The following is a 24681-nucleotide window of genomic DNA, read 5'->3' as shown; positions in this document are numbered from 1 at the left end:
CAACGCTTAACTTTAGCGAGCTATCCGAGAGGTAGGGAGCGTGGTAGGCAACTGCTTACCTGACTCACTTCAAAGCGGATAGCTAACAGATAGCTCAAGCCGAGCTGGCTGCTGCCCGCCAGTAGCGGGGCCGCTGGCACTAGCCTTACCCACCTCATTTCCCCAAGCCGATGCGCTCTTTCTTTTCTCCCTGGCTGCTAAGCGGCTTGTTAGTGGCCGCCGCGCCGGTAGTAGCCGCCACCCTTCCTACCCCCCCCGCCACCGTGCTAAGTGCTCCGGCCGCCGCCGAGCAGTTTGTGCGGGCTTGCCACACGCGCCTCGACCTTACCGCCGAACAGCGTAGCGCATTGCAAGCCTATCTGGACCAGGAAATCAACTACCTGGCCGTGCTGGCCGCTAATCACCCAGCCGCCGACGTAGCCGCCGCGCTACCCGCTGAGCGCGAGCAATTACAGCAGGTAGCCGGCCGGCTACTCTCGCCGGGACAGCTACGGCAGTTCCGCGAGCTAGAGGCTACCCCCAAGGTGCGGGCTTATCTGCACCAGATGTCGCTGGGAAATTAGGAACAGGGAATAAATAGTTAGAAGAGAACGTCATGCTGACCCTGTCGAAGCATCTCGCTCGCATTATTGGGTTTCGTCCAACGATGCGATAGAGATGCTCTGACAGGGTCAGCATGATGTTCTGTTTCAACCCTGCTCTCTTAACTCAATAACCCGCGCCCGCTGGTCTGCACTAGCTCGCGCAAAGGCTCGTTGAAGCCAGTCGCTTCGAGTAGCTCTTCCAGAGGTAGATGCAGGCGGTATTTCCAGAAGTTCTGGGGGTTGCCGGGGTCGTTGATGTACTCGTCGTGGGGGTTGGGGCGGCGCAGGTGGGTATCCATACCCAGCAGGTCTTGCAGGGGGAAGATGGCCCACATGGCCGGTGATTGCAGGTGCTGGGCCAGCACCTCGCGCACTACCCAGGGCTCGCAGTAGTAGGGGGCGAGCTGCCGCCAGTGGCCCAGCGTGGTTTCAAAAAAGCGCTGGCTGCGCACGTGGTCCTGCTCCCACCAGGCGCGTAGCACGGGCATGTCATGGCTGCCGGTGGTGACGACCGAGAGGTAGGGCGCATCGGCGGGGTGACCAAACTCTACGGCGGGGCTACTGGGCATTCGCTGAATGTTCAGGCCTAGAATGCCGAGCTGGCGCATCACGCCGGGCACCGAGGCGGGCACCATGCCCAGGTCTTCACCGCAGATGAGCATGTTGGTGGCGTAGCGCACGGCGGGCAGCTTGATGAGCCCCTGCTCGCGCCAGAACTCCTCGTGGCGGTGGTAAAAATAATCGACGTAAATATCGTCGTAGAGTCGGCGGCGGCTCTCGTCGTCGGCCAACTCGGCAAAGCTGGCGGTTTTGCTCAGCGTGATGCGCGGGTGGTAGTAATCGGGCTGGCTGGCTGGCACAAACAGCACCTCGTTCACGAAGTGGTAGAGGCCCGGCTCCACGCGCCGCAGGAAGTCGGCGCGCGCGGGCTCGGCCGCGCTTTTAAGGTTGATGTATGCCTCAATTTGCCGTTGCGTAGCCACGGCCGGTTTGAGTTGAATGGCCTCGTACTGGTCGGCCGTCATAAATTCATCGAACACGGCCTGAGCCTCGTTGCCGAAGGTGCGCTCCAGCAGGTGCCAGCGGATGTAGGGCGCGCAGAGGCGGCCGTAGTCAAACCAGCCCAGGCGGCGCTGCACCTCGTCGCGGTGCAGGGGTAGGGCCGGCGAAAAATGCCCCAGCAGGCCCTGTACCGAGCTTTCGGGCATTTCCCAGATGCGAAAAAAGCCCAGAATATGGTCGATGCGCAACGCATCGAAGTAACGAGCTAGGTGGCCCAGGCGCGCGCGCCACCACTGGTAGTCGTCGCGGGCCATGCGCTCCCAGTTGTAGGTGGGGAAGCGCCAGTTCTGGCCAGTGGTGGAAAAGTCGTCGGGCGGAGCCCCGGCCTGCTGGTCGAGATGAAACAGCTCCGGCTGGGTCCAGGCATCGACCGAGTAGCGGTAGATGCCGATGGGCAGGTCGCCCTTGAGCACTACCCCCCGGCGGCGGCCGTAGTTCACGGCCGCCCGCAATTGCTTGTCGAGGTGAAACTGGGTGAAGAAATGCAGCCCGAACTCGTCAAAGTCGGGGGCGCTCTCGGCCGTGAGCCGGGCCAGGTGGCGCGGGGTGTGAAACTCCGCGGGCCACTGGTGAAAGTCGGCCGTGCCGAAGCGCTCGCGTAGGCCTGAAAACGCCGCGTAGGGCACCAGCCAGGCCGCCTGCTCGGCCTTGAATTTTTGGAACTCGGGGTCGGCTAGGAATTTCTTCTTTTCCTGCTGGTAGAGCAGCTTGAGAAACTGCCACTTAGCGTTCATTACGGCCTCGTAGTCCATGAAGTCCTTGGCGTTCAGCTCTTCGCGCAGCCGCGCCAGCTCGGTGCGCTGGGCCTTGCCCTTCAGCTCCGCGATGCCGTCCAGGTGCAGGTAAAGCGGGTGCAGGGCGAAGACCGAGATGGCGGCGTAGGGGTAGGAGTCCACCCAGGTATGGGTGGCCGTGGTGTCGTTGATGGGGAGAATCTGGACCAGGTTCAGGCCCGTTTGCGCGGCCCAGTCCATGAGCAGCGGTAAATCGGCGAACTCGCCCACGCCCAGGCCTTTTTCGCTGCGCAGCGAAAACACGGGTAGGGCCACGCCGGCCCCGCGCCAGGGTCCGGCCGCGTAGCCGAAGCCCTCGTCGTGGAGCGCGGTGAGGGTGCCGGGCGCGGCGGTGCCGGCGGGCAGCACCCGGTCATCGCCCACTTCCAGCTCCACCACCGCCTGCCGGGCGGCATCCCAGAGGCCGTACTTATAGCGTAGCTCGGCGGCGGGGCTTTGCAACGCCAGCTCGGCCTGCCAGGTAGGGTAGGCGACATCGGACAGCAGCAGCGGCCGGGTATTATCCCAATTGCCCAGGGCGGGGTCCGAGCCCAGCACGCATACTTGCTGCGCCGAGGCCACGCGCGGGGCGGCCAGCTGAAAGCGCACAAGCGCCGCCGCGGGGTCGGCCTTCGCAGGCTGAACGCTGGGCTTGGCGGGGGGGGTAGGGGCCGGCCGCCGAAACAGCGCTTCGGTAAAAGCGGCCGTGAACAGCTCATTGTCGGCCTCGGTTGGGGCGCGCCAGTAGTCGCGCACAGCTAGCTGGCGGGTGTCGGGGGGTAGGGCCAGGGGGCGGTTGTCGCCCCACTCCCACACCACGCCGCCGCCGTCCAGCAGCAGCACGTACTTATAGGAAAGCGCGACGGGCGCGTCGGCGGGGAGGTCCAGGGAGGCACTCCAGCGGGTGGTGGCCTCGTCGTAGTGCAGGGGCAGGGCCTGGGCCAGTTGCCAGCTGCCCAGGGCGGGCAAGGAGCCCGCCAGCACCAGGCGCTGGCCGTAGGTGGTGCGGTAGGGCAGGGAAAAAGAGAGGGTCATGAACGCAAGCCAGATAAGGGCCGCAAGATACTGCCCCGGCCGCCGCAGCCGCAGCCGGCCAACGATAGGAGGGGCCGCGCCGTATGGGGAGCGCCGCCTGCGTTTCTTTGTGCCAACGCCTTGTCGCTATTCTTATTTTTCCATGCGCCTACTTCTACTAAGCACCTTGCTGAGCCTCAGCCTGAGCGCGGCCGCTGCCCGCCCGCCCGGCTACCATCCGCCCCGCCGCTACTTCACGGCCAGCAACCAACCCTATTACCGGCCGCCAGTGCGCGTGAATGCGGGCGTGAACTTGGCGTATTACAATGGTGACCTAACCAACCGTCTCAGCGACAATACCCTTAAAATGGGCCTCAACCTGGGCCTGGCCCGCGAGCTGAGCCCGCACCTGACCTTCGCTCTGGACCTGAGCTACCTGCACCTCGCGGCCAAGGACTACTACCCCTCGCGGGGCTACCGCTTCACCGATGATGCCGGGGTGCTCACGGCTCTGCTACGCTACAATATTATCGGTGACAAGCAGATGCTCATCGGCCCTTCCCACAAGGAAATGCCACTGCTCGTATTTGTGAGCGGCGGCGGGGCGGCCTTGCTCTACAAGCCCAGCCTGAGCCGCTTCGATGCCGCCCTACCCCCCGAGCCGGGTAACAGCTACCCCGCCGCGGCCCTGGCCCTGCCCGTGGGAGGCGGTCTCACGCTGCGCGCCTCGCCCTATCTGGCCTTCACCGCCGAAGCGCTCTACTACTTCACTACCACTGACTTGCTCGACGACGTGAGCCAGCGCGGCAACCCCGGCCAGCCCGACGGCTTCGCCACCGTCACGCTCAAGGCGGAGTTCAGCTTCAAGAAGGGTGCTGGTAAAGTGCTCGTTCATAATGACTAGGAGAGCGTAGGATAAGCTTTAGCTTACCCTACGCTCCTTACTTGCCCATCAAATAATCCACCGCCAGTGTGGCCAGGGTTTTTACGCCCAGCGGAAAGGCGCTTTCATCGACTTTGAAGCCGGCGGTGTGGTGGTCGGCCACGGTGGCGGGGTCGGTACCGGGCGTCATGCCGCCCAGGAAGAAGAACAGGCCGGGTACTTTTTCCTGGTAGCAGGCAAAGTCCTCGGCCCCGGTCACGGCCTTAATTTCGACTACGTTGGCCGGGCCGGCGGTTTCTTGCAGGGTCGGCAGCATGCGGGCCGTGAGGGCGGGGTCATTGAAAGTAAGGGGTACGTAGGGCTCAATGGTCACCTCGGCCGTAGCGCCGTTGGCGGCGGCAATGCCGTCGGCCGTGCGCCTGATGGCCGCCCAAATTTGCTCCTGGGTTTTGGGGCTGAACGCCCGAATAGTGCCGCTGAGTGTGGCATCGGGCGGGATAATATTGTAGCGCACACCGGCCTGCACGGTGCCTACCGTCACCACGGCGGCATCCTGGGTGAGGTCAATTTGGCGGCTCACGATGGTTTGCAGCGCCGTGATGATTTCGGCGGCCGTCACCACCGGGTCGATGCTCCCCCAGGGCTTGGCCCCGTGCGCGCCCCTACCCATCACCTTCACCGTGAAGCGGTCGGAGCTGGCCATTTCGCCCCTGGGCCGGTACCAGAGCTGCCCCACTGGGGCCGAAGCCCAGATGTGGAGTCCGAAAATGGCATCTACTTTGGGCTTATCCAGCACACCTTCCTGCACCATGAGCTTGGCCCCGCCCACTACGCCGGGCAGCGACCCCTCTTCAGCGGGCTGGAAGATGAACTTGACGGTACCGGGAAGGTCCTTGCGCACGTGGCTCAGTACCTCGGCCGCGCCCAGTAGCATGGCCACGTGGGTGTCGTGGCCGCAGGCGTGCATCACGCCCACGGGCTGGCCCAGGTAGGTAGTTTTGACGGTGCTGGCGAAGGCCAGGCCGGTGGTTTCGGTGAGGGGTAGGCCATCCATGTCGGCGCGCAGGGCCACCACGCGGCCGGGCTTGCCACCCCTCAGGATGCCCACCACGCCGGTGCGGGCCACGCCGGTTTGCACCTCCAGGCCCAGGCTTTTGAGCTGGGTAGCGATGAGCTGCGCGGTACGGGTTTCTTCGTTGCCCAGCTCGGGGTGCTCGTGAATGTCGCGCCGCCAGGCCACTACTTTAGCCTGCTCGGCGGCGGCCAATTGGGCAATGCGGGCATCGAGGGCGGCGTGCTGGGCGCGGGCGGCGGGGGTAGCCAAAACCAGGCCGGCACTCGCCAGTAAGAGGGTAGCAGTGAGTTTCATAGCTGCCAAGGTACTCCCTGGCGGGCGCGTTGGCTCCTACCCCCCGCTTTTTCTTCGGCTCGCCCGGTTTGCCTACGCCGACTGCGAGGTTGGGCTTACTTTTGTAGAACCAGCCTGGTCTGGCTTTTGTGGAGTAGTGGTTATGCGCGTGTTGCCTTTTGATTATATCTCACCAGTGGCTCCGGCCGAATGCCCGGCCCTGGCCCCGCTTGAAGCCTGGCGGCTAGGGTGGGCCCGGCCGGCGTTTCGCCACAGCTGGCTGCTGCTACTGGGGCTTATGTTTGGGGTGCTGGTGCCTGTGATACCGCATTTTTTCCTGGCTATTCAGGCGCGGCCCGGCTCCGTGCTGCCCGACCCGCTACTGGCGCTGCTACCCCGTCACGACGTGGCTACGGCGGTATTCGTGCTCATGTATGGCAGCGTGGTGGTAGGGGTAGGGTGGCTCACGCGGCATCCTGCGCTGTTTTTGCGGGGCATGTGGGCACTGCTGCTGCTGCTGCTGCTGCGCATGGCTACCATCTGGCTGCTGCCCTTGGTGCCACCCCTCGACATGCTGCCTATGCCCGACCCCTTCACGGCCAAAGTTTTTCATACTGCTGCCGGCGCGGCCATCACGAAGGACCTATTTTTTTCGGGGCACACCGCCACGGTAGCGCTGCTGGCAATGGCCGTGCGCGGCCGTTGGTGGCGGGGCGGCCTGGCCCTGGCCGCCGTGCTCGTGGGGGTGCTGGTGCTGGTGCAGCGCGTGCATTATACGTATGATGTGCTGGCGGCCCCGCTCTTTACCTGGCTGGCCTACTGGGCCGGGGGATGCATTGCGCGGCTCGCGACGGAGCAGCCCGCATACGTTGGGCAGCAACGGGAGCTAGCTGACTGATTCGGACTGGTGCCGGGCAGCAAGCGCCGTGGTGCCTGCGCCTTAACTTGCTTTTTCTTCCTGCGAAGTGGCGGCGGCTACCTGCGGCTCCAGGGGGTCGGCCAGGTCCTGGCCGTGCCAGTTGCCTCGCCAGAACCATAGCCCGGCAATGACCGAGATGAGCACGTTGGCCACCACAAACGACCACCAGATGCCCCGGAAGCCCAGCGCCGTGTGCCGCGACAGGTACCACGCCGCCGGAAACTGAAATACCCAGATGCCGGTGATAGTCAGCACCATTGCCGAAAGCGTGTTCCCTACCCCCCGGAACGCACCCGACACCGTTTGCTGCACGCCCGTGAAGCACAGGCTGAGCGAGGCGATGCGCACGAACTCGACCGCCTGCTCGCTCACTACCGCGTCGCCTTTCAGGAAGAAGCCCACCAGCGGCCGGGCCGCTACCCAAATGAGCCCGCCCAGCACCAGCAGCGTGCTAAAGCTGACGCCCAGCGCGTAGTTGGCCGTGCGCAGGGCGCGGGGCAGGTTGCGCGCGCCCACGTTCTGAGCCACCAGCGTGGAGCAAGCCAGCGAGATGCCCAGCGCCGGAATAATGGCCAGCGCGATAATGCGCGAGCCGATACCGTACGTGGCCAGCACCTCGGTGCCAAAGCCGGCGGCCAGCGTGGTGAGCACCGACAGCCCCAGCGCCCGCGCCGACAAATCGACCGACGACGGCGCGCCCAGCCGGAAAATGCGCTTCATCAATGTCCAGTCGGGCCGGTAGCCTTTGTAGCTGAGCTGAATGCCCGAGCGCCCGCGTAGTAATACCACCAGGCCCGCTATCACGCTGATTACCTGGGTGCAGAGCGTGGCCACGGCCGTGCCGGCCACGCCTAGCTGCGGGATAGGCCCCCAGCCGTAGATAAAAAATGGGTCGAGCCCGAAGTTGAGCGCCAACGTGGCTAAGTTGATGTAGAGCGGAATTTTGACTTCGCCTACCCCCCGCATGAGAGCCTGAAACATGAGGAAGCCAAAATTGAACGTGAGGCCCCAAAACAGCACCTGCTGAAACTGGTTGGCCTGCTCAAAAATATCGGGGCCCGCGCCCATCAGGTGCAGGATGTGGGGGGAGGCCAGGTGCGCGCCCACCGTGAGCACTGCCGCCAGCCCGATTTCGAGTACCAGCGCCTGCGCCGCCACGTGGTTGACCATCTTCGGGTGGCGCGCCCCAAAGTTCTGGGCCACCAGCACCGAGCCGGCCACCGAAAAACCCGACCCCAGCGCGATGAGCAGGAAATTGACTGGGAAGCTCACAGCCACCGCCGCCACGGCCTTCGCGCCCAGCTTGCCCACCCAAAAGGCATCGACCAGCTGGTAGCCGGTTTGCAGCACGTTGCCGAAAACGATGGGCCAAGCCAGCCGCAGCAGCGACTGCAGAATGGGGCCTTGAGTAAGATTGGGGCGGGCGCGGGCAGCAGTTGGGTGCATAGAAGGCAGTAGTACGGACGCGCCCACTCTGCGGCTGCCACGCGCTCCGCCCACCCAAAACCAGTGGGTCAGCCTAACTGCCAGAGTACTATTGTCAGAGCAACCTGTTACGGCTTAGTTTAAGGAAAAATTTTGTCCAAAATTCTGTCTTTCAGCTTATAAAGTTGAAACATTGGTTTGCCGCCTACCCTCCTGCAGCATAGCGTGCTGCAGCACCTAGTCGCGCGAGGGCCCACCAGCATTATCAGGCTCACCTGTCCGTGCCACTCGGGGTAGCGCTGCAAGAGCAGGTCGAATGCGCGTAGCCGCTGCGCAATGTCCTTGGTGAAAAATCATCAAAACACCATTTTTGAGGCATTTTGCTGGCTCTCCTGCCTTACATACCCCCCGCTTTTAGTCGAAGATTATCGTCCTATTACGGTGTACGAAAACCTGCTCATCCAGCACTAATCGCAGGGCGCGAGCCAGCACCACTAGGTTAGGCGCATTAGCCAGCAGCGCCAGCCCCTCGGCCTCGTGCGCGGCCCAGCTACGGCCCTCGTGCGGCGGGTAGGAGTGAAAGAGAATCCTAAACTTGCTCATTAGCTCGCCCAGTACCTCGTAGCTGCTGATGACAGCCTGAATGGTAGTATTGAGCTCGCCAAAAACGTAGCACACCAGCAGTTCGCTCAGCAGTGGTGCTCCTTGGTCACGAGCAGCATAATGTTTTCGATGCGGTTGTCAGTCAGCCTGACGTTAGCCGCGGGGGTAGGGCCGCGTGCCGCGCCGCCAGCAGGGCTGCCTCCTCAAAAGTGACCGCAAATTCGGTGCGCATGAAGAACACGCGCTCCTCGCCGGCCACAAACTCGCCATTGCGCCCAATGTTGAGGCCCTGCGCGTAGAGCACACCCCCTACCCCTGCGCTAGCGCTGCACTTCGTACTTGCGCTTGATAAAGTCGAGCATTTCGCGCACGTGCTCGTCAGTCTTACTAGCCTCAATCTTCCAGAGCGCCTCAATCAGCAGCAGTAGTAAGCGCGTTTCCTTGTCGGGCTCGGGGTAGCCGAGCTGCTCAAACGCGACTTGCAACCGCGCCGGCACCGGCCGCATAAAGCGCTCGTGCTGCTGCTGCGCCATGTCGCTGTCGGCCAGGCGATACTGAAGCTTCCAGAACGCGGGCTCTTCCAGCACCAGCTTGTAGGGCAGGTCAATAACGCTGTGGATAAAGGTGAGCGGGTCGGCTTCCAGCAGGCCCCCGCGATTGTGTTCTATAATGCGCTGGTAGCCAGTCTTTACCACAAAGTCGAGAAGCTGGTCTTTAGAGCCAAAGTGCTTGAAGATAAGCGCTTCCGAAACGCTGGCGGCCTTGGCAATCTGCTGGGTGGAGGTATTCTCAAATCCTTTATCCCCGAAGAGTTGCAGCGCCACATTGGCAATGTGTTGGCGGCGGGTAAGCATCATGGTAGGGGTGGGGTAGGGGCCGGCCAGCGGCCCCCGCAGGCAAGGGTGAGGCACAAAGTTCGGGCATAAGCGCGGTACGGCGTGGGGCCCGTCTCCTTTCTGCCTCGGCTATAGGCAGCAGTCAGGGCTATTTAAAAAGAAACCGGCCGATTTGGAATTACCAAATCGGCCGGTTGAAAAACTTCAGATTCTACCAGGCCGAGGCGGGGTAGAAATACGGAACCAGGCGGGGTGGGACGACGACTGGCAGAAACAGAGTGGATGATGAAACCAGGCGGGGTGGGACGACGACTGGCAGAACTGGAGAGTGGAAACGATACCCGCCGGGGTGGGACAACGGCCGGGCAACAACTAGAATTTGGTAAGAATACCCGCCGGGGTGGGACGACGGCTGGGCAATACAGAGTGGTAAGTGGGAAGTCAACAGCTAGCTGGGTGGCCTCGCTAGCTGATAACGAGAACAATATTACAACAAAAAAACAAAACGCGGTAAGTGTTAGCTCACCATTTTTAGGTGAGTGGACACTTACTTTCTAAAAATATTTATAAACTACTGATTTTTAACAAGATAAACCAACGTGTAAAATTATGTCATTTGCGAAAATTCTATTACTTTTGCCGTCGTCGCCCTACCTGAGTTAAGCTAAACTATAAGTCAGAATGGCTGGGACGTAAAAAAGCCACGCTCAGCTTGGAGTATGGTAGACTTTGCTAAAGGCAAATATGGTCAATCAGACGAGGAGTCTCTAGCTGCGAGCCAACTATAAATACTTCTCGTAAATGCCAGCCGCTATTTTTTCCACCACTGGCTTGGGTACCACGCTGCTGAGGCCGGCCGACACTTTATTGAGCAGGCCGGGGATTAGCTCGGCTTTACCGGCGAACAAAGCTTGCAGGCCGGCCTCGGCTACCTCAGCCGCTGTCATGGATACCTTATTAGCCACGGCTTGGAGCTCGGAGCCCATGCCGGCACGGCTGCTGAAGTCAGTGGCAGTAGCGCCGGGGCTCAGGCAGGTCACGCTGATGGCGCTGTCTTTCAGCTCGTAGCGCAGCCCCCGGCTGAAACTGAGTACGAATATCTTACTGGCTGCGTATAGCGCAAGTGAAGGCACCGCCTGATAGGCGGCCATACTGGCTACGTTCAGAATGTAGGCTTGGGGAGCGCGGTGCAGTTGCGGCAGCAGCGTGTGGGTCAGCTGCACAGGTAGGGTGAGGTTGAGCTGCAATATGGAGCTGCTCGGCCAGGCCTAGCTGCTCGAAACGACCCCACAAGCCGTAGCTCGCATTGTGTTGACGAGTACAGCCAAGCCGGCCGGAGCCTGCTGCGCAGCCCAGGCGGCTACCTCGGCGGCGGCGGTGGGCTGGGTCAGGTCTATGGCCAGCACTTGGGCCTGTCGCTAGTAGCGCGTGCGCGCCACTTGGGCTAGCGCCTAGAGCTGGTCTTCGGAGCGCGCCACCAGCAATAAGTCGTAGCCACGATGGGCCAGCCCCAAAGCCAGCTCGTAGCCAATACCGCGCAACGCTCCTGTTACCAGGGCGTAGCTCATTTCACTAAGTGCAGGAAACGTAGGTAGAAGGGGGTAGGGCTTTCGCTGCTCTTGGGCTGGTACTTGCCCCCGATGATGGGCACGTACATGACGCGTCGGCGCGACTCGGCTCCTACCAGCGGCGATTGTGCCACGCGGTGCCACATGCGACCATCGTGCACGGTTAGGTCGCCGGGCTCGGTTTCGACGGCCACTTCGTTGGGGTCGTAAAACACGTCCTTGTAGTACTTCTTGCGAAACAGCATCTTGCCCAGGCCCTGGCGGTGGGTGCCGGGTATCACGCGCAGGCCGCCGTTGGTGGCCTTGGTGCCGTCGAGGTGCAGGCCCACATTGAGCATAGGCCGAATGCGCTTGCCATAAAATACGTCGCGTAGCGAGTCGGTGTGCCAGCCCATCTGGCTGAACTCCGAGCCTTCGACGTTTACATAGTGATTGACGACCAGGCCGTCGCGCTCGTTTATGCCAACGCGGCCGCCCGGCGTTTCGAGCAGCGGAAACAGGGCTTCAAAGCGCGGGTCTTGCAGCAGCTCGTGCAACACGGGGCTGTGCTGCGAAGCGAAGGCAAAGCGCTGCACGATGGCTTGGCCATCCACATCTTTGCCGTACTTGATAGGAACGCCGTTTACCTTCTCAATGCCGTGGGCCAGCCAATCGGCCTGGATGGCCTGCGTTGCCTGGAGGTAAGCCTGCACTTGGTCGGGGGTAGCAAAGGGTCGAAAATGCAGAAATCCGTGCTTAGAGAAAAAAGCCCGCTGCTCGGCCGTCAGTTCCTGGCCGAGAGTAAAGCGCGGATAATCAGATAAAGATGCCATAGAGGGAATGAAGGCGGAGTAGCTCCCGGCCGCCCTTAGATTCGGATGAATGGGCAAAGATACGGCCGGAGCGCTTGGGCAGGCGTGAAAAAATAGAACGCACCAAGCTTGCGGCCTATAACTGGATTATGAGCGGCTAAGTTTGAATTATACGGCGGATTGGGTGGCCAACGTTTATCTTTTGGCCCTCAATGGCCCGCGCTGGTTATTGCCGGGCTGCTTTATCCTGCCTTTTCCCTGCCCCACTCATGGTTTTTACGCCTAGCCCCCTGCTCCTGAAACTACTCTATAACCGGGGCAGCCTGCACAACCTGCCCGATGGCCAGGGGGTAGCGTTCAGCATTAAAAACCGGCTCGACACGGCCCGGCTCACGGGCCTGCGGCAAGTTACGGTTGGGGACGTGGTGGTGCCGGCCACCCACATTCAGCTCGACCTGGGTGGCGGCGAGCAACGCGCTGGTACCGGATTAAGCCCTGATGGCCAAGCAGTTGAATTACCGGTGGGCCGTACCATTACGTTCGTGCTCCGCACGGCGGCGCTGGCCGCGGGAATGCATCAGCTGCGCGTCGAGTTCAACACGGATGCTTTTGGCGAGCTGTGCGTGGAGGTCGAAGATGCCATTGTGAGCCAGGACAGCCGGGTGCGCATTCCGCGCTCGGAGGAAGACGACTACGCTGCCCCGGCTATCGAGGCCCGGCAGCAGTTTGCCGAGCAGTTCGCGGGGCAGGAATTTCAGCACCTGAAAAAATATTCATTCGACCCGCACACCTTGCAGGGCAACTGCGAGCATTTTGTGGGGGTAGCGCAGGTGCCGGTGGGCCTGGCCGGCCCGCTGCTGGTGAACGGCGAGCACGCGCAGGGTGAGTTTCTGATTCCGATGGCTACTACTGAAGGCACGCTGGTGGCCAGCTACAACCGCGGCATGCAGGTGCTCAACCTGTGCGGGGGCGTCAAGTGCACCGTTATCGGCGACGCGATGCAGCGCGCCCCGGTGTTCGTGTTTGAGGATGCGCGCGGCGCGCGCGACTTCGGCCGCTGGGTGGCCGAGAGCCTCGAACTCATCCGGCCCGAGGCCGAAAGCACCTCGCGCGTGGCTAAGCTGCAATACATAGATACTTATTTGAGTAATAAATTTGCCTACTTGCGCTTCAATTTCTCGACCGGCGACGCGGCCGGCCAGAACATGGTGGGTAGAGCCACCTTTGCGGCCTGCTCCTGGATTCTGAATAACTACCAAGGCGCGCCCGTGCAGAATTTTTACCTCGAATCAAATTTTGCTACCGACAAGAAAGCCAGCCAGATAAACGTGATGCGGACCCGCGGCAAGCGCGTGGTGGCCGAGGCCGTGATAAAGCGCGACGTGCTGCTGCAACGTATGCGCGTGACGCCCGAGCAGCTGGCCTACCACGGGCAGGTGAGCAACGTGGGGGCCTTCCTGAGCGGAGCCAACAACAACGGCGCGCATTCGGCCAATGGCATCACGGCGCTCTTCATCGCTACTGGCCAGGACGTGGCCAACGTGAGCGAGTCTTCGGCCGGTGTGCTCTACTCGGAGGTGACCAAGGACGGCGATTTGTACATCAATATCACGATTCCCTCGCTCATCGTGGCCACCCACGGCGGCGGCACTGGCCTGGCCACCCAGAATGAGTGCCTGCGCATGCTGGGCTGCGTGGGCCGGGGCACGGTGTATAAGTTTGCCGAAATAGTGGCCGGCGTGGTGCTGGCCGGCGAGCTGAGCCTGGGCGCGGCCATCAGTAGCAGCGACTGGGTGAGCAGCCACGAGCAGTATGGCCGCAACCGCTAGGCCGCCGTGCGAGCGGGGGGTAGGGACGTGCCGCAATGGCCTGACAGGAAAGCGCTTGCGGGGTACTGTTCAAGCTAATAGAGGGCGTGGTAACTGCTTGCTGGCTTGATATTTGCGAAGGCTGTTTTCATAAATCCTGTCTGCTAGTGAAAGCAATACTTTTGCCCTTGCTGGCCGTGGGCCTGGCCCCGGCCGCCTGGGCCCAGGGTAGCCACGCCGCCACCGAGGCGGCCCTCTACCGCGCCGCCAACACGCCCGCCGCCGCCCGCCAGCAGCGCGCCGAATTGAGCCTGCACGCGGGCGAATTTTTGAGCAACGGAACTTACCAGGTCGGCTACCTGCGTCTGCTCGGCGGGCGGCGGGTGCTGGTGCCGGGCCTGCGCTACCACATTGGCCAGCGCGTGGTGCAGGCGCAAGACTCGCTGGAGGCCGACAGCACCCACTACTGGCCGCTGGCCGCCCTGCGCGGCTTCGACCTGGGCACCGAAGACGACGTGCCGCCCGCCGGGGCCCCGGCCGTGCGCCGCTACCGCACCCGCCTAGTGCAGGAAAGCCACCAGAGCCCGCGCCCCGAAGCTGTGGAAGTGCTAACCGCCACCGATGCCGGGCCGCTGCTGTTGGGCTGGCTTACGCAGGTGGCCAGCGGCGGCCCTATGCTGGTGGCCGGCCCCGGTGCCACCGGTACCGAGCCGTTGCGCCCTTTAGAGCTGAGCGAAGCGGCCGTGCTGCGCCTCTGCGGCAGCCGCGCCAATGACGTGCAAGCTTTCGCTGCCAGCCACCACTTGCGCTACGACCAGCCCGCCGAAGTGGCTCAGCTCCTGGACCACTACAACCGGCTGGCCGTGGCCAAATTCTAGCCGCGCGCCGCTAAACCAACGGCGGGCTCCTAGTTTCGTGGCGGCCCGGCTCAGCACCAGCTGGCTCCCCGGTGGGGGGTAGGGCCCACCGCCACCCATGCCCGCTGCCTCCGTTCCTGCGCTGAGCATCATTATCCCGACCTTCAACGAAGCCGCCGCCATTGGGCCGCTGCTGGCCCGCCTGCGCGCCGAGGCGTTCGCTACGCCCCTAGAGCTGGAGCTTATCGTGGCCGATGGCGGCAGCACCGATGCCACTGCCGCCTTGGCCGCTGCGGCGGGCGCGCGGGTGCTGGCCTGCCCCCGCCAGGGCCGCGCCGCGCAGCTCAACCAAGGTGCGGCGGACGCTAGCGGCCCGGTGCTCTACTTTCTGCACGCCGACTCCTACCCCCCGCCCGGCTTTAGCGAGGACATTTGGCGGGCGGTGGCCGCCGGGGCCGGTAGCGGCTGCTACCGCCTGGCCTTCGACCACCCGCACTGGTTTCTGCGGCTCAGCGCCTGGCTGACCCGTTTTCCGCTCACCTGGTTCCGGTTCGGCGACCAGAGTTTATTCGTGCGCAAAGCCTTGTTTGAGCAGGTTGGCGGCTACCGCGAGGCGCTGCTGGTGATGGAAGACCAGGAAATCGTGGAGCGCCTTCAGCGGGCTGCCCCATTTTGGCTGCTGCCGCGCGCGGTCGTCACCTCAGCCCGCCGGTACCTGGCCAACGGCGTGTTCCGGCTGCAAGGCATCTTCGCCCTCATCGTGCTGCTCTACCGGCTAGGCGTGCCGCAGGCGCGGCTGCGGCAGGTGTATAAAGCGCTCGTAAAAGGAGGGTAGGGTAAATTAACTTGCCGGCTGATTAACAGTGCGTTTGCAAGCCTGCGCCTTCCCCAAAAAGGTAAGCTAAAGCTTGCCCTACGCTTCTTTACCACTTGTAGGCCAACGCCAGCGCGGCCTGGGCCAGCGGCGAAATATCCTGCTTGCTTACCACCAGCGCCTGGTTGATGCGGGCGGCGGTGGGATAGGGATAAATTTTGTCGAAAAGCGCCTCTACGCCCAGCCCGGCGCTGTTGGCCAGGATTAATTCCTGCACCAGCTCGCCCGCGCCGGGTGCCAGCATGGCTCCGCCCAGCAGGCGGCGCTTGGTACCGGGTAGCCAGTTTTTTTCCACAAACAGCAGCAGCCGGCCGTAGCGGTAGTCGTCCACCACGGCGCGGTCGTCGTCGGCAAAATCAGTTTCCCAGCGCTCGTAGGCCGTGCCGCGCCGGTCCAGCTCGGCCGCGTCGAGGCCAAAGTGCGCTACCTCGGGGTCGGTGAAGGTGACCCAGGAAAAGTGGTCGTAGTCGAGCTTTTTCTTAATGGGCGAGAAGAAATTGAACAGTAGCAGCCGCATGTGCAGCTCGGCCCCGTGGCTGAATTTGAGCGAGTTGGCCGCGTCGCCGGCCGCGAAGATGGCCGGGTTCGTCGTCTGCAAATGCTCGCCGAGCACCAGGTGGCCGTGCGCGTCCAGCCCTACCCCCGCCTTTTCGAGCTGCAAGCCGTCGAACCCTACTTCACGCCCAATGGCCACGTAGGCTGCGTCGAATCCGACGGTGGTTTCGCGGCCGTCGGCGTGCCGCACCCGTGCCGTATTCGCATCCGAAAAGGCGATTATTTTGACTTCTAATTGAAAGTCAATACCTTCGTCACGTAGCCGGTTCAGCAGTACGGCGCTGATGCTGGGGTCTTCCTTCTCTAAAATCTGCTTGGCCGAGTGCACCAGCGTCACTTGCGCGCCGAGGCGCTGCATAGCCTGGGCCAGTTCCACGCCGTTGGGGCCGCCGCCCACCACCAGCAGGCGCGCCGGCAGTTGGCGCAGGTCCCAGATGCCGCGGTTGTCGTAGAGGCGTACCAGTTCCGCGCCCGGTACAGCCAGCTGTTGGGGCCGCGAGCCAGTGGCCAACACGAGGTGGCGGCCCCGGTGCACCCGGCCGTTCACTTCCACCGCCTGCGGCCCCACAAAGCAGGCCTCCCCAATTTCGACCGTTACGCCCAGGCCACGCAGGTAGTCGGGGTTTTCGTGGCGGCGAATAATTTCCTGCCGCTCCCGCACGTAGTCCATCACCCGGCCCATATCGGCCGTGCCGCTCACTTCCAGCCCAAATTGCGTGGCCTGCCGCGCCCGGTGCACCTGCCGCGCCGCATGAATGAGCGCCTTACTCGGCACGCAGCCGTGGTTGAGGCAGTCGCCGCCCACGTCGGCTGCCGTGCGGTCAATTAGCAGTACCCGCATGTTGGCTTTCGCCATGAACAAGGCCAGGCCTAAGCCCGCCGAGCCCGCGCCCAGCACAATCAGGTCAAAGTCGAAAGCGGAATCGGGCATGGAATGTGGAGTTAAGTGATGGCTGCCAGTCTATTCCGGCCGGCGTAGCAGGCGCGCCGCCAGCAGCGCGCCCACGGCCAGCAGCGAGCCGGTGGCTACTCGCCGCCAGCGCTGGGTGGCCGGCGATTCGAAGGCCCTACCCCCCGCCAGCTCGGCCGTCACGGCGTTCAGCGATTTTACCTTGGCGGCAAAGTCACCGGCCACCTTGCCGCGGATAACGGTCATCTGCTGAAGCACTTGGTTCAGTTCCTCGGGCAGGGCTTCCTCCAGCATGGCGCGCACGCGCTTGGCCACGGTGGGCGACTTGCCATTGGTGGAAATGGCGATTTTGAGCTGGCCCTTCTGCACCACCGAGGAAAGGTAGAAATCGCACAAATCGGGCGTGTCGGCCACGTTCACGAGCAGGCGGCGCTGGCGCGCGGCCGCCTTGATGCGGCGGTGCAGCAGCGGGTTGTCAGTGGCGGCAAACACGATGTCGGCCGCGTCGAGGTCGCTTTCGAGCCAGCCGCGCTGCACCAGCGTCAGGCGCGGGTGCCGGGCCGCTACCTCGCGTAGTTCGTTCAAAAACGTGAGGCTGACGATGGTAACGGCCGTTTCGGGGCTGCTGCGCAGAATGGCGGTGAGCTTTTCGAGGCCCACGTTGCCGCCGCCCACCAGCAGCACGCGCAGGGTAGAGAGCTTGAGAAAGGCTGGGAAAAGCGGGTTTTGGTCGGGCATGGCGCGAAGGTAGGGCCGCACGCGGGCGCGTGGCTACGGCTGCGGCTGGGCCGCCAGCCACTGGCTATTGGGCGTCGGCACGGCCGCAAATTCCTCCTTCGGGGCCTCGCAGGTGGGGCAGGCGTAGCCGGCCAGCGCCCCCCAAGGCGTCCCCGGCGCGATGCCCTGGGCCGGGTCGCCATCGGCCTCGTCATACACCGTGAAGCAGCGGGGGCACTGGTGCAGCGGCGGCTGGTCGGGCGCGGCGGCGGGGGTAGGCGGCGGCTCGGGCGGCGCCAGGGGGGGTAGGGCCTGCTGCTCGTAAAACTGGTCGCAGAGCTGCGCGAGGTACCAGGGCAGGTTTTCGCGGCTCACCTTTTTGCGAAAGCTGATAAAGTCCTTGCTGTTAGGGTTAAAGTCGTGGGTGTGCAGCAGCTCGTACTGCTCGGCGTGCAGGCCGGTCTGGGTGAGGCTGTCGAAGTGGCGGCGCACCACGATGGAGCCGAAAAGCCCGGTTTGGGGCTTGGTTTTGATGACGAAGCAGAGTTGGTAGGTGCGAATATCTTCCTCATTAAAATGGCGTACCAGCTCGTGCTTCAGGGCCAGGCCGGGGGCGCAGCGGTCTTCCACCTGCCAGTTTAGCTCGTTGGCGGCGTGGCGCACGTTGATGCGGTGGCGGCGCAACACGGCATCCCAGGGCGGGCGGTCGGTCAGCTCAATGCCTTTGATAAGAATTGATTTCCAGGGCGTAACGCACAGCTGACCGACGCGCGTGCGCAGGCATACCTGGCAGATATCCTTCAAAAAGGCCACCGCAAACTGCTCGTCGCGCCGGTAAATACCCAGCCACAGCTTGCTGCCGTAGCGGTTGAAGCCCTCGTAGTAGGGCAGCGTGAACTCGGGCAGCGCGAGGGGGGTAGGCACGGGCTGCGTCACGAAGCGCTGGCCGGCGCTGGCCAGGCTGTGCAGCAGCGCGCCATCGGCGGCCGGCTGGCCCGTCAGCGGCGCTTTATTGGCTAAAATTACCCGCTCCACGGCGCTGCTCAGGGCCGGAATATCCTCCGAATATACCAGCGTGGGCCAGTCGTAGCGCGCATTGGTTTGCGGCCAGCGCACCGACAAATACCAGTAGTTGGGAATGTCAGACGTGATGAAGTTGAGGTTGCCGGTGAAGAACGGCACGAACGTCTGGTGGCGGTCTATGAGGTTGATTTTCAGCCGCGGACGGTAGTCAAACAAATCCAGCAAGTCCCTGTAAACGCCTTCGCGCAGCCATGCCGAGGTGTGAAATACCTCCTCCACCACGTAGGAGCTGACGAGGTTGGGATGCGCGTCGGCATCCACTTCGGCCAAAATACCGGCCTTGCCCAGCGCGTGCAGCAGTCCGCGCCGCTGCCCGGTCGCCACCGAAAACAACAGCTGCTGGCGGTGGCCAAACTGCACGTACTCGACCTCGGCCCGCTCGGCCGCTTCCAGCAGTAGCAGCAGCTCGCCGGCCGGCACGATGCCGCCGGGCAGGTTTATCTTGACGGTGGAGAACAATGGCACTGAGTAATTTAAGGCTTGTATGAAAGACGCTTGTTATTGCGAGCGAAGCGCGGTAATGACAAGCGTCTCAACTCTCCACTTCCTGCGCCACCGCCGCCTCCAAAATCCGCTGTACTTCCGGCCGGCACGAGCCGCAGCCGGTGCCCGCGCCGGTGCGGGCGCACAGTTCCGGGAGCGAGTCGCAGCCGGCGGCGATGGCCTGGCGCAGGTTGCCGAGGCCCACGTTGTTGCAGCTGCACACCAGCCTGCCCAGCACCGGCGCGGCCGGGCGGCCGCTGCGCAGCAAGTGCAGGCGCTTGTCGCTCAGCTCGGTTTTGTTGGCAATTAAGTCGCGGAATTCCTGAAACTCGCCCTTGTCGCCGATGAGGATGGCGCCCACCAGCCGGTCTTGGTGAATGAGGCACTTCTTGTAGTAGCGCTGGGCCTTGTCGATGAAAACAATCTCTTCATAATCATTTGCATTAGGCCGCTCGGGCAGGCCGATGCTGCATAGGTCAAAGCCGTGAATCTTGATGATATTCATAAACGTGCTACCCCCGTACTGGCTGCCCACGTCGCCGCTGAGGTAGCGGGCCAGCACGGCCGCCTGCTGCTCGGCAGCGGCCGTAATGCCGTAGAGCACGCCGGCAAACTCCGCGATTTCGCCCAGCGCGAACACGCTCGGGTCGCTGGTTTGCAGGTGCGCATCGACCACTACCCCCCGCTGGCAGGCCAGGCCGCAGGCGCGGGCCAGCTCCAGGTTGGGCACCGTGCCCACGGCCAGAAGCAGGGCGTCGCAGTCGATGCGGCGGCCGCTGCGTAGCCCTACCCCCGTCAGGCGCGAGCGGCCGTAGTACAGCTCCACCTCGTCGTTGAAGTAGAGGTCGCAGCCCTGGTCGGCCATTTCTTCCTGCAGCAGCTGGCTGCCCAGCGCGTCGAGCTGGCGGTCCATAAACCGCGATGTGCGCTGGATAATCGTGATTCTGGCCCCTATTTCCCGCAGCGAAGCGGCCATTTCGAGCCCCAGCAAGCCACCGCCCACTACCACCACGTGCGGGTTTTCGGGCAGGTGACTTTTGAAATTATCGGCATCGGGGCGGCTGCGCATCGAGAAAATGCCCGGCAGCGCGGGCACGCCGCGCGGCACCGCCGCCCGGCTGCCGGTGGCCATGATAAGCACATCGTATTCAGTGCGTTCGCCACGCGAGTCGAGCACGTATTTCGCGTCCCGGTCAATGGTTTCCACGCTCACGCCGCGCCGCAGGTCGATGCGGTAGGCGGGCTCCTCGTGGTCCGGCATTTTCACCAGCTGCGCCCAGTCGTGGTGGCCGCTGATGTAGTCGGGTAGCAGCACGCGGTTGTAAAACGGCAGGTCTTCCTTGCTGAAAATGGTGATGTCGTCGTCCTGGTTCAGCTCGCGGTACGACTTCACGAAGCCGAACGCGCCCGCGCCCGCCCCGATGACCACGATGCGCTGCCGGGGCTTGCGGTACTTCACTACCTGAACCGCGCAAAACTTGAAGTCCGGCTCCTTGGAAATCGGGTCCAAAGTGCCCGAGGTCAGGTTATTAGCCCGGTTCAAATCGGAGCCCAGGCCGCGGCCCCAGTGCATGGGCAGCAGCACCACGCCCGGCCGGATGCCCTCCGAGAGCCGCGCCGCCACGCGCACGTCGCCCCGGCGCGAGGTCACGGCCACGAGGTCGCCCTCGGCCACGCCCAGGGCGGCGGCATCCTGCGGGTGGATTTCCAGAAAAGCCTGCGGAATGTGCTGCTTGAGCTTGCTCACGCGGCCCGTTTTGGTCATCGTGTGCCACTGGTCGCGGATGCGGCCGGTGGTGAGAATGAACGGGAAGTCCTCATCGGGCGCCTCGCTGCGGAAGGCCGCCGTGACGGGGTGAATAACCGCCCGCCGCGACGGCGTATAGAACTGCTGGTCAGTGAAAAGGCGCGCCGTGCCGGGCTCGGCTCGGCCCGCCCGGTAGGGCCACTGCACCGAGCCGCGCTCCTGCAAAATGCCGTAAGTCAGCCCCGAAATATCCAGCGTGGTGCCGGCCGTGAGGCGGGCGTGCTCGTCGTAGATGGCGGAGGGGGTAGGGAAGTCGAAGCCGCGAAAACCCATCTCCCGCGCAAAGCGGCAGATGATTTCGGCATCGGGCAGGGCCTCGCCGGGCGCGTCCACCACCTTGGCCAGGTGGCTGATGCGGCGCTCCGAATTGGTCATAGTGCCCTCTTTTTCGGCCCAGGCGGCGGCTGGCAAAATGACGTCGGCGTAGGCGAGGGTAGTGGGCTGATTGCTCACTTCCTGCACCACCACGAATTTGGCCTTGGCCAGCGCGGCTTCGGCCTGGCGGGCGTTGGGCAGGCTGGTCAGCGGATTGGTACACAGTATCCAGATGGCTTTGAGGCGGCCATCTTCCAGCGCCTCAAACATTTCGGTGGCCGTGAAACCGGGGGTAGCCGCCAGCGGCCCGCTGCCCCAGAACTGCTGCACCTCGACGCGGTGCGCCGGGTTGGCCAGGTTGCGGTGGGCAGGTAGGAGGTTGGAGAGGCCGCCCACCTCGCGCCCGCCCATGGCATTGGGCTGGCCGGTGAGCGAGAGCGGCCCCGCGCCCGGCCGCCCAATCTGCCCCGTGAGGAGGTGCAGGTTGAGCAGGCTCAGGTTCTTGTCCACGCCCACGGCGCTCTGGTTAAGCCCCATCGTCCACATCGACAAAAATGCCTTGGCGCTCCCGATGTAGCTCGCCGCCAGCCGGATATCCGCCTCCCCTACCCCACACACTTGCGCCGACTCGGCCAGACTGCGTTCAAACACAATGGCCTGGTAGGCCTCAAAGCCCTCGGCGTGCTGCTCGATGAAAGCCAGGTCCACGTCGCCATTCTCTATCAAGGCGCGGGCCAGGGCCTGGTTCAGCACCACGTCGGTGCCGGGAATGAGCTGCAAATGCAGGTCGGCCAGCGCGGTCGAGTCGGTGGCGCGCGGGTCGATGACGATGATTTTCGTCTCCGGATTAGCAGCTTTGTGGGCCTCCACGCGCCGCCACAAAATGGGGTGACACCAGGCGGGGTTGGCCCCGGCCACCAGCAGGCAGTCGGCCAGCTCGATGTCGTCGTAGCACACCGGCACGCTGTCTTCGCCCAGGGCCATTTTGTAGCCCACCACCGCGCTGCTCATGCACAGGCGCGAGTTGGTGTCGAGGTTGTTGCTGCCGATAAAGCCCTTCATGAGCTTATTGAGCACGTAATATTCCTCCGTGAGGTACTGCCCCGAGGCGTAGAATGCCACCGAATTGGGGCCGTACTGCGCGATAAAGGTCTTGAAAACCGCGGCCGTGCGCGCCAGCGCCTCGTCCCAGCTCACGCGCTGCAAGGGCCGGCTTTTGCTATAGCGCATCTGCGGGTACAGCAGCCGGTCCGAGCGGTCGTTCACGGTGTATTGCAGGTTTAAGCCCTTGCTGCACAGCGCGCCCCGATTGACGGGGTAGGCGGGGTTGCCCGTCACGGCCACGTCGCCGTTTTTCAGCGGCTCAATCAATACCCCGCAGCCTACCCCGCAGTAGCAGCAAATGGAGGGCAGGGCGGGGGCTTTGATGGGCATAGTCAACGAGTGCTTTTCAACTTTTTGATTCTATCTCTCTCCTCCTGTCGCCCTCCGGAGCACCTCACCCCCTAGCCCCCTCTCCAAAAAAGAGGGGGGACTAGTTTTTAGTCTTAGTAGCTAGTAATTCTATTTTTAGAACTATAGCTAGTCCCCCCTCTCTTTTGGAGAGGGGGCTAGGGGGTGAGGTGACCCAGAGGGAGACAGGGGGGTAGGGCGCAACTACGCCAGCGCCACGGCTACTTCCGGCGCGGCCTCCCTACCCACCTCCCTGGCCACCAGGCGCACCAGCAGCACCAGCGCGCCCACCACGGCCACGCCGCCGCCGATGTAGAGAAAGGCCGTACTGTAGCTGATTTCCTTGGACTTAAATAAAAAGCCGACCAGCATCGCGCCCAGGTTGCCGCCCGCGCCCACAATGCCGCTCACGCTGCCGATGGCCTGGCGGTTCACGAAGGGCACGATGGAGTAGGTGCAGCCATTGGCCATTTTCAGGAAAAGCGCGAACAGCAGCATGGCCGCGATGGCCAGCCCCAGGCTCGGGGCCAGGGAGAAGAAGGCGATGCCCAGGCCTTCGAGCACCAGCATAGCACTTAGCAGCAGCCACTTGCCCTGCATACCGTAGGCGCGGCCGGTGCGGTCGCTCACGATGCCGCCCAGGGCGCGGGCAAAAATATTCATGAAGCCGAAGGTGCCCGCCAGGAAGCCCGCCGCCACGAGCGTAGCCCCAAAGTGGTCCACGAAATACACGGCCGCCACGTTATCCACCGTGATTTCGATGCCGAAGCAGGCACCGTAGGCCAGGGCCAGCAGCCAGGTGCGGTGGTCGCGCATGGCCAGCCCGAAAGTGCCTTTGGGCTTGGTAGTGGCGTCGCGGTGAATGTCGGCGTAGTTGCCGCGGGGCGTGTCCTGGGTGTAGCGGTAGTAGAGCACGGCCATCAGCAGCAGCACCACGCCCGGCACCACCATCGCGTAGCGCCACGAGTCGGCTTTGGTGGTGAAGCCCAGGGCCACGAAGCCCGCCGCTAGCAGCGGCATCAGCATATTGGCGACGCCCGCGCCGAGGTTGCCCCAGCCGCCGGCCACCGCGTTGGCGGTGCCCACCACGTTGGGCGCAAACATCATGGACGTGTGAAACTGCGTAATCACGAACGACGCCCCAATGATGCCAATGGCCAGCCGAAACAGCAGAAAGCTCTCGTAGCTGTTGCTCAACCCAATGAGCATCACCGGAATAGAGCCGATTACCAGCAGCCAGGTATAAGCCAGGCGCGGCCCAATGGTGTCGCAAAGCTTACCCATCAGCATCCGGGCTATAATGGTAGCCGACACCGAGGCAATGACAATATTGCCCACCTGCCCCTTATCCAAATGCAGCTGCTCGCGCACCAGCGGCATGAGCGGCGCAATGCCGAACCACCCAAAAAAGCAGCAGAAAAACGTGAGCCACGTGAGGTGAAACGTGCGCATCTGCACGCCGGCCGCGGCCAGGATATGGAGCCGGCGCAGCGGCTGTTGGTCAGTCGGGGTCAGGGTCGCGTCCATGAAGTGGTTGGTTTGGTTAAAAGGGGGTAGCGTGGACTCTGTGAGTCCGCGCGTGGAGGCAATTGAACAACGGCGCAACGCGCGGACTCGCAGAGTCCGCGCTACACTCAGGACCAGCCGATAAACACGTTAGTACCCTCTACCTTAATAGGGTAGGTCTGAATGGCGCACTCGTCGCCGTTCAGGCATTCGCCCGTCAGCAGCGAAAACGTGCGCTTGTGAAACGGGCAGGCCACCTTGGGCTCGCAGGCCGCGCCGGTGCTGCCGAGCAGGCCGCGGGCCAGGGCCATCTGCTGCTTGTGGGGGCACAGGTTTTGGGTGGCGTACCACTCGCCGCGCCGGGCAAAGTGGAAGATGGCCACCTGCTCGCCCTCCACCAGCACGCAGGCCCCGCCGTCGGCGGGTACGTCGGTGGTTTTGCACACGGGCAGCCAGGTTACTTCGGTCAGGGTTTCCATGATAGTGTTGGTTAGTTGAGTTTTAGTTT

The 24681-nt window shown here is 63.3% G+C and carries 22 protein-coding genes; 6 read left to right on the top strand and 16 right to left on the bottom strand.

The features are described 5' to 3' along the window. Positions 1 to 170 precede the first annotated feature (170 nt). Positions 171 to 563 (top strand): hypothetical protein, encoded by a 393-nt coding sequence (locus LC531_RS16690; protein ID WP_223652263.1) that lies wholly within the window; start codon positions 171 to 173, stop codon positions 561 to 563. Positions 564 to 703: 140 nt separating this feature from the next. Here the strand turns inward: LC531_RS16690 and LC531_RS16685 are convergent, their stop codons facing one another. Then, positions 704 to 3454, bottom strand: a complete 2751-nt coding sequence (locus LC531_RS16685; RefSeq protein WP_223652261.1) for a 4-alpha-glucanotransferase — start codon at positions 3452 to 3454, stop codon at positions 704 to 706. A 142-nt stretch (positions 3455 to 3596) separates the two neighbouring features. Here LC531_RS16685 and LC531_RS16680 point away from each other — a divergent pair, with 142 nt between their 5' ends. Then, on the top strand, positions 3597 to 4337 hold the full coding sequence (locus LC531_RS16680; protein WP_223652258.1) for a hypothetical protein: 741 nt from the start codon (positions 3597 to 3599) through the stop codon (positions 4335 to 4337). 37 nt (positions 4338 to 4374) lie between these two features. Here LC531_RS16680 and LC531_RS16675 read toward each other — a convergent pair whose 3' ends face one another. Next, positions 4375 to 5685, bottom strand: coding sequence for an amidohydrolase (locus tag LC531_RS16675; protein WP_223652256.1), 1311 nt, complete (start codon positions 5683 to 5685; stop codon positions 4375 to 4377). Between the two features lie 142 nt (positions 5686 to 5827). Between LC531_RS16675 and LC531_RS16670 the strand changes: the two genes are divergently transcribed. Then, complete coding sequence (locus LC531_RS16670) at positions 5828 to 6562, top strand: phosphatase PAP2-related protein (protein ID WP_223652254.1); 735 nt, start codon at positions 5828 to 5830, stop codon at positions 6560 to 6562. A gap of 42 nt (positions 6563 to 6604) precedes the next feature. Here the strand turns inward: LC531_RS16670 and LC531_RS16665 are convergent, their stop codons facing one another. The 8 genes from LC531_RS16665 to LC531_RS16630 form a co-directional block, all read right to left on the bottom strand. Continuing rightward, the gene (locus LC531_RS16665) at positions 6605 to 8029 is read right to left on the bottom strand and encodes an MATE family efflux transporter (RefSeq protein ID WP_223652252.1); all 1425 of its coding nucleotides are present in this window, start codon (positions 8027 to 8029) and stop codon (positions 6605 to 6607) included. Positions 8030 to 8422: 393 nt separating this feature from the next. Further along, on the bottom strand, positions 8423 to 8686 hold the full coding sequence (locus LC531_RS16660; RefSeq protein WP_223652250.1) for a formyltetrahydrofolate deformylase: 264 nt from the start codon (positions 8684 to 8686) through the stop codon (positions 8423 to 8425). A gap of 67 nt (positions 8687 to 8753) precedes the next feature. After that, positions 8754 to 8915 carry a hypothetical protein gene (locus LC531_RS16655; protein ID WP_223652248.1) on the bottom strand — a complete coding sequence of 54 codons (162 nt, stop codon included), beginning with the start codon at positions 8913 to 8915 and terminating at the stop codon, positions 8754 to 8756. Between the two features lie 16 nt (positions 8916 to 8931). Further along, a complete protein-coding gene (locus LC531_RS16650) occupies positions 8932 to 9522 on the bottom strand; it encodes a TetR/AcrR family transcriptional regulator (RefSeq protein WP_223652246.1) in 591 nt (196 codons plus the stop codon). Positions 9523 to 10229: 707 nt separating this feature from the next. Next, the gene (locus tag LC531_RS16645) at positions 10230 to 10694 is read right to left on the bottom strand and encodes an SDR family NAD(P)-dependent oxidoreductase (RefSeq protein WP_223652244.1); all 465 of its coding nucleotides are present in this window, start codon (positions 10692 to 10694) and stop codon (positions 10230 to 10232) included. A 21-nt stretch (positions 10695 to 10715) separates the two neighbouring features. Beyond that, a complete protein-coding gene (locus LC531_RS16640) occupies positions 10716 to 10853 on the bottom strand; it encodes a hypothetical protein (protein WP_223652242.1) in 138 nt (45 codons plus the stop codon). 45 nt (positions 10854 to 10898) lie between these two features. Continuing rightward, positions 10899 to 11015 (bottom strand): SDR family NAD(P)-dependent oxidoreductase, encoded by a 117-nt coding sequence (locus tag LC531_RS16635; RefSeq protein ID WP_223652241.1) that lies wholly within the window; start codon positions 11013 to 11015, stop codon positions 10899 to 10901. After that, a complete protein-coding gene (locus LC531_RS16630; RefSeq protein ID WP_223652239.1) occupies positions 11012 to 11827 on the bottom strand; it encodes a phytanoyl-CoA dioxygenase family protein in 816 nt (271 codons plus the stop codon). The genes LC531_RS16635 and LC531_RS16630 overlap by 4 nt, the downstream gene beginning before the upstream one ends. Positions 11828 to 12075: 248 nt before the next feature. Here LC531_RS16630 and LC531_RS16625 point away from each other — a divergent pair, with 248 nt between their 5' ends. The 3 genes from LC531_RS16625 to LC531_RS16615 all read left to right on the top strand — a co-directional run bounded on the left by LC531_RS16625 (position 12076) and on the right by LC531_RS16615 (position 15306). Beyond that, positions 12076 to 13635 carry a hydroxymethylglutaryl-CoA reductase gene (locus LC531_RS16625; RefSeq protein ID WP_223652237.1) on the top strand — a complete coding sequence of 520 codons (1560 nt, stop codon included), beginning with the start codon at positions 12076 to 12078 and terminating at the stop codon, positions 13633 to 13635. A gap of 146 nt (positions 13636 to 13781) precedes the next feature. Continuing rightward, a complete protein-coding gene (locus tag LC531_RS16620) occupies positions 13782 to 14492 on the top strand; it encodes a hypothetical protein (RefSeq protein ID WP_223652235.1) in 711 nt (236 codons plus the stop codon). A 97-nt stretch (positions 14493 to 14589) separates the two neighbouring features. Then, positions 14590 to 15306 (top strand): TIGR04283 family arsenosugar biosynthesis glycosyltransferase, encoded by a 717-nt coding sequence (locus LC531_RS16615; RefSeq protein WP_223652233.1) that lies wholly within the window; start codon positions 14590 to 14592, stop codon positions 15304 to 15306. An 88-nt stretch (positions 15307 to 15394) separates the two neighbouring features. Here LC531_RS16615 and LC531_RS16610 read toward each other — a convergent pair whose 3' ends face one another. The 6 genes from LC531_RS16610 to nirD all read right to left on the bottom strand — a co-directional run bounded on the left by LC531_RS16610 (position 15395) and on the right by nirD (position 24652). Then, on the bottom strand, positions 15395 to 16831 hold the full coding sequence (locus LC531_RS16610) for a dihydrolipoyl dehydrogenase family protein (RefSeq protein WP_223652231.1): 1437 nt from the start codon (positions 16829 to 16831) through the stop codon (positions 15395 to 15397). A gap of 30 nt (positions 16832 to 16861) precedes the next feature. Further along, positions 16862 to 17548, bottom strand: coding sequence for a precorrin-2 dehydrogenase/sirohydrochlorin ferrochelatase family protein (locus LC531_RS16605; RefSeq protein ID WP_223652229.1), 687 nt, complete (start codon positions 17546 to 17548; stop codon positions 16862 to 16864). A gap of 33 nt (positions 17549 to 17581) precedes the next feature. Beyond that, the gene (locus LC531_RS16600) at positions 17582 to 19069 is read right to left on the bottom strand and encodes a rubredoxin (RefSeq protein ID WP_262903296.1); all 1488 of its coding nucleotides are present in this window, start codon (positions 19067 to 19069) and stop codon (positions 17582 to 17584) included. A gap of 73 nt (positions 19070 to 19142) precedes the next feature. Further along, positions 19143 to 22649, bottom strand: a complete 3507-nt coding sequence (locus LC531_RS16595) for a nitrate reductase (protein WP_223652225.1) — start codon at positions 22647 to 22649, stop codon at positions 19143 to 19145. Positions 22650 to 22871: 222 nt separating this feature from the next. After that, on the bottom strand, positions 22872 to 24194 hold the full coding sequence (locus LC531_RS16590; protein WP_223652223.1) for an MFS transporter: 1323 nt from the start codon (positions 24192 to 24194) through the stop codon (positions 22872 to 22874). Between the two features lie 107 nt (positions 24195 to 24301). Further along, positions 24302 to 24652: a nitrite reductase small subunit NirD gene (gene nirD / locus LC531_RS16585; protein ID WP_223652221.1), complete on the bottom strand. Its 351-nt coding sequence runs from the start codon at positions 24650 to 24652 to the stop codon at positions 24302 to 24304. Positions 24653 to 24681 lie beyond the last annotated feature (29 nt).

It is taken from the genome of Hymenobacter psoromatis (assembly GCF_020012125.1).
In the GTDB taxonomy this organism is placed as follows: domain Bacteria; phylum Bacteroidota; class Bacteroidia; order Cytophagales; family Hymenobacteraceae; genus Hymenobacter; species Hymenobacter psoromatis.
Note: the sequence above shows the minus strand (reverse complement) of the source record. Positions and strands in the feature narration are given on the sequence as shown.

Bases quoted from the DNA above. Each gene is read 5' to 3' on its own strand.
- LC531_RS16605 (WP_223652229.1), bottom strand. From the start codon at position 17,548: ATGCCCGACCAAAACCCGCTTTTCCCAGCCTTTCTCAAGCTCTCTACC.
- LC531_RS16670 (WP_223652254.1), top strand. From the start codon at position 5,828: ATGCGCGTGTTGCCTTTTGATTATATCTCACCAGTGGCTCCGGCCGAA.
- LC531_RS16685 (WP_223652261.1), bottom strand. From the start codon at position 3,454: ATGACCCTCTCTTTTTCCCTGCCCTACCGCACCACCTACGGCCAGCGC.
- LC531_RS16595 (WP_223652225.1), bottom strand. From the start codon at position 22,649: ATGCCCATCAAAGCCCCCGCCCTGCCCTCCATTTGCTGCTACTGCGGG.
- LC531_RS16625 (WP_223652237.1), top strand. From the start codon at position 12,076: ATGGTTTTTACGCCTAGCCCCCTGCTCCTGAAACTACTCTATAACCGG.
- LC531_RS16675 (WP_223652256.1), bottom strand. From the start codon at position 5,685: ATGAAACTCACTGCTACCCTCTTACTGGCGAGTGCCGGCCTGGTTTTG.
- LC531_RS16665 (WP_223652252.1), bottom strand. From the start codon at position 8,029: ATGCACCCAACTGCTGCCCGCGCCCGCCCCAATCTTACTCAAGGCCCC.
- LC531_RS16635 (WP_223652241.1), bottom strand. From the start codon at position 11,015: ATGAGCTACGCCCTGGTAACAGGAGCGTTGCGCGGTATTGGCTACGAG.
- LC531_RS16590 (WP_223652223.1), bottom strand. From the start codon at position 24,194: ATGGACGCGACCCTGACCCCGACTGACCAACAGCCGCTGCGCCGGCTC.
- LC531_RS16690 (WP_223652263.1), top strand. From the start codon at position 171: ATGCGCTCTTTCTTTTCTCCCTGGCTGCTAAGCGGCTTGTTAGTGGCC.
- LC531_RS16630 (WP_223652239.1), bottom strand. From the start codon at position 11,827: ATGGCATCTTTATCTGATTATCCGCGCTTTACTCTCGGCCAGGAACTG.
- LC531_RS16610 (WP_223652231.1), bottom strand. From the start codon at position 16,831: ATGCCCGATTCCGCTTTCGACTTTGACCTGATTGTGCTGGGCGCGGGC.
- nirD (WP_223652221.1), bottom strand. From the start codon at position 24,652: ATGGAAACCCTGACCGAAGTAACCTGGCTGCCCGTGTGCAAAACCACC.
- LC531_RS16680 (WP_223652258.1), top strand. From the start codon at position 3,597: ATGCGCCTACTTCTACTAAGCACCTTGCTGAGCCTCAGCCTGAGCGCG.
- LC531_RS16615 (WP_223652233.1), top strand. From the start codon at position 14,590: ATGCCCGCTGCCTCCGTTCCTGCGCTGAGCATCATTATCCCGACCTTC.